3 protein-coding genes are annotated in these 4200 nt (G+C 52.5%); 1 reads left to right on the forward strand and 2 read right to left on the reverse strand.

The window, feature by feature from the left end:
- Positions 1 to 31: 31 nt before the first annotated feature.
- Positions 32 to 643, reverse strand: coding sequence for a DUF6538 domain-containing protein (locus tag GHO03_RS25950; protein WP_372241792.1), 612 nt, complete (start codon positions 641 to 643; stop codon positions 32 to 34).
- Between the two features lie 428 nt (positions 644 to 1071).
- Here GHO03_RS25950 and GHO03_RS23730 point away from each other — a divergent pair, with 428 nt between their 5' ends.
- Positions 1072 to 1965, forward strand: coding sequence for a lipid II-degrading bacteriocin (locus GHO03_RS23730; RefSeq protein WP_133144902.1), 894 nt, complete (start codon positions 1072 to 1074; stop codon positions 1963 to 1965).
- A 513-nt stretch (positions 1966 to 2478) separates the two neighbouring features.
- On the opposite strand, the gene GHO03_RS23735 is transcribed toward GHO03_RS23730, so the two are convergent.
- Positions 2479 to 4053, reverse strand: a complete 1575-nt coding sequence (locus tag GHO03_RS23735; protein ID WP_133144903.1) for a diguanylate cyclase — start codon at positions 4051 to 4053, stop codon at positions 2479 to 2481.
- Positions 4054 to 4200 lie beyond the last annotated feature (147 nt).

Raw genomic sequence — 4200 nt, forward strand, 5'->3', positions numbered from 1 at the left:
GCGGTCAATAGCGCCAAATTCAGCGGGATTTTCAACTTACTGCGCGGTTGCGGCAAGTTGATCGGAGCTTCCCTAAGGCACTTTGAGTGAACCTTGGGTCAACCTCTTTGCCCTCTTGGGGCAAGACAAGGCTCATCAAGGCGTTTTCTCGGCTCGATGCAATCATCTTGGCGATGTTGTAGGACGTTTCCGGTAATTCGGCGGGGGTAGGTCCTGCGATGCGTTGCCGAGCGGTAGCGATGGCTTGTTTCCAAACGTGTAGAAACGCCAATTTCTTCATCTGGGCTTCTGGCTTGCTGCCGGTTTTGAGCGATTCGGTGAACTCGCTGCGGTTCAAGACGTGCCGAACGTCCTTTGGGACGGTAAGGCGGACGTGCCATGTGCCTGACCGTAAAACGAGGTTTTCGCTTGCCATTTTTCGTCCCTGACCGGGTAGGTTTGGAAGCTGAAAGGTAGCTGTTTTTGGTCTGGATTTGTAGCAAAAATTTGTAGCAAAATCGCCTGAAAACCCTGTAAGTATTGATTTTAAAGGGCTGCGGGGTTGGTTTCGGAAAGTCCCTATCTCTCCGCCATTATTTGAAGAGCCCCGCAGATCAAGGTCTGCGGGGCTTTTTCGTATCTGGCATTTGACGACTCTAACCATCCCGAATTTTTTCCAGTTGGCTCTTTCCAATCAACTTGGGAATCAGGTGGCGGAGAATCCGTGTGATAAAAGACTTTTCGAACCACTACGTCATATTGAGCTGACTCTCCCTTCTCGAAATCGCCGAATCCAGCACCATCACTCAATGGCATCAACAAGGCGGATCAATACCCGCCGTTCCCTCTGCTGTGACCCTGAATGACTTGGGATAAGAACTTCGTTGGCGCATTTAAGGACAGTCGCGTCCGCGTAAAAAAAGCCGGGCAACATCGCCCTTAAATCTGGAGTTCGTAAGGTGTGTTGGCCGTTCCATTAGGGTCGGTTGCATAAAGTTGCAGTATTTAATTGCGGCTATGTGGCGAAGTGTATAGTGTCTCCTGCGTGAATTCTAATCGGAATCATTATCGTTTGCAGGGGGGGGGGTGGAAATGTCGGAAGTACTTCAGCTTGGTGCAACCTTTGTTGGTGCTCAACCAACCAGCACAGGGTATTCCACCTCGGTTAATTTCTCCCCGAGGCCTCCTTTAAAACCAAATGAACAATTTATTTCAGGCGGTTTTATCCAAAAGCTGATTGCTAACGGGGTGAATGTTTTCACTGCTGCTAATGTCTTAGATATTGAAGGGGCCATGAATGCATCATTAATTGGTTTGAATGGGTTGGACAGTAAGCAGCTGAAAGCACAGCTGACGATGCAAGCTGCAATTCAGAAAAACTTACTCAACGATCGTGCGAGTCGGGGGGCACAAGAATCAGTAGCTATTACAGCGCAGGAGCGTACTGAGATAGTTTACGCGGGCGCAACTTGGGCCCACAACACGGCTACGGTAGACCACAGTTCGCAGCCTGACTTCTTCGGTACACCTCTTATGTTTATGGCTGGACTTTACTATTGGCTGTATGGGAAGGGCAAAACTCGTTATGTGAATATTGGCTCTCTTAATTTGCAGATGGTGACGCGTGATATCCCACCAGTCAGGGACGCGGTAGCTGCCAATGGTCCTGGCACCTACCCAATTAACTCTCCGTTCACTTATAATACATTTGGACCGGGCTACTTGACCTCGTTTGCAGGTTTGCTTTTAGGCAGGGTCAGCGGGAATGTATCGGGAGTACTAACTATTGCTGCAAATGGAACCTATGTATTCACCGGTTCTTACACCCTCAATCCAGATGTATTCGATGCAGATCCTAGCCATCGCCCCCCAGTTCAAGAAGCGCTTACCACAATCCTCCGCTCTATCGGCGATCAGATTGGGCACGTCGATTTCACAACCGTGGTTTTGGGTTCGCAACCTCTCATATTGAAAGGGAGCAAATAAAATGGCTAGATCAGGGGTTAGCGCAATGGTAGGCGCTGCAGTTGCGATGATGGGGTTAGTTCTGCAAGGGTGTAATGGAGATTCTGACGTTTCCTGTTCCAAAGCAGATCGTGTTTTTTTTGAACATTCTATTCGAAGCCATTTACAGCGTAATCCAGGGGCAAATGGAGTTGTGGACTATTCTGCGGACGGTAGTGCGACATATGACAGCCATAATAATTGGTGGGCAGTACCTTTTGTCTCTAACGGAAAAAAAATGCTTGCTATCTTAAGTTGCGATGGGCGTGTTGAACTTTCAGAGCGTCTCTGATTTTTGCTCTCGTATTTGTATATGTTCACTCGGTATAAAGATAAAAAACTAAACGGGCAGCCGGCACTGGTGTGTTGCTGGATTTCAGAGAAGGGCAGGTGTGCCGCAGGTGAGTGCGGCACGGATGGTTAATTAACTAGCTGAAATTATTTAATATTTGAGGGGTTTTCGTGGGCGTCGATAAATGCGGTGCCCATTTCCCCTCAGGCAGACACCACCCGGTTGCGCCCGCTTTCCTTGGCACGGTAAAGGCGTTCGTCGGCCAGTTTTAGTACTTGCTGCGGTGTCATTGGCGCGCCGGCCTTGCTGGCAACACCTATGGAGATTGTCAGGTTGCCGACTTGCGGTATGCGAGCGTCTGCGATGCTTTGGCGTATGCGTTCGGCGATGGCTCTGGCCGTTTCTTGCGTGGTATCCGGTAGCAGCAGCGAAAATTCCTCCCCACCGCTGCGACATGCCAGGTCGTTTGCCCGTGAGTTCTGCTTGAGGATTTCGGCCACCTGCTTGAGTGCAACGTCGCCAGCGTCGTGCCCGAATGTGTCATTGACCCGCTTGAAATGATCAATATCCAGCGCCAGTACCGTGTAGGGCTGCTGGGTCTGCTCCAGCACGCTCAGTAACTCTTCCATGGCCCGGCGATTGGCCAGGCCGGTGAGAGGGTCACTTTGCGCCTCGTGGCTGAGGCGGCCAAGCTTTTGCTGCAGCAGTTGCACGCCCGCCAGCATGGCCTGGCGGATGGCCGAAGCATCGTGGTACCAGGCGTTGATACGTTGCAGCAACTCCGTAGTCTGCGGCGCGGACAGCTGTTGCGCCGCGGCAGACAGCAGGCGCAGGGGCCGGGCGATCAGCGTTGTGCCGACGAATACCAGTACCATCCCCAGAAGCCCGGCCGGAATCATGCCCGTGATCATGTCGTGCATAAGCCGGCGCAAGGTCGCCTGACTATGCTCCCTGGGTTGTTGCACCACTACCGCCCAATTTGAGTCCGGGACCTGGCTGTAACCTGCCAGCATTTCGACGCCTTCGGAATTCCTTATTTCCATCGAACCGCGTTCGCCGCCCAGGGCCGCATCAACCGCAAGGTTTTCACCAAGCACTTCAGAGATACGCGCAGGATTGGGGTGGTAGAGCAGTCGACGATTGCTGTCGGCCACAAACGCAAAAGTGCCTTCGTGATGAAAGTGACTGCTGATGACGGTGTGCAAGGCACTTTGATCAAGCAGGTAAATAGACCCGACCACGGCGCCGAGAAACACACCGGCCTTGCTGAAAACAGGTTCTGATACGAATACGATCAAGTTGCCCTGGCGGGATACATAGGTCGAGCTGACCAGTGCCCGGCGCTCTTGGAGTGCTTGCCTGATACCGCTGGCCGGAACGTTGGAGCCGACAATCTGCGCCTGCGGCGGATTCGAGGCCAGGACCTTGCCGTTGGCATCGAGGATTTCGACGGAGTTGAAATACTGATCCTGTGCCTCCAGCCTCAAGGCTTCTTCATGCAGCACCTGGGGATCGTCCCAGTGCTTGCCGAGGATTTTGGCGCTGTAGTTCAGGTTGTTGTGGGCTGCGCGCAAGAACTCACCAATGCTGGAGGCAACTTTTGCCGCATAGGCAGCATTGGACTCCAGGGTCGAATGGATCAGGGCGTCGCGTTGTACGCGATAGGCCACCACAAGGCTGTTGCACAGGGTCGCCAGGACTGACGCCAGAACAATGCAGAGGATCAGGCCGCGCAGGTTTACGGGCAATGGGCGTGATGGTTTAAAGCTGTCGGTCATGGGCATGTTCGATAAGCGCAAAAAAACTTGAATAGAGGTTTGGACTCCAGAACCTGGCGGTGCGCAGGTCACTAGGCTCTGTACGTAAAGTATTGTCGCAAGCACCGCATAGCGCAGGCCAATGAGACCATCGCCGCAAAACTTGTT

Origin of the sequence: Pseudomonas sp. FSL R10-1339, assembly GCF_009600545.1 — a bacterium.
Classification (GTDB): Bacteria; Pseudomonadota; Gammaproteobacteria; order Pseudomonadales; family Pseudomonadaceae; genus Aquipseudomonas; species Aquipseudomonas bubulae.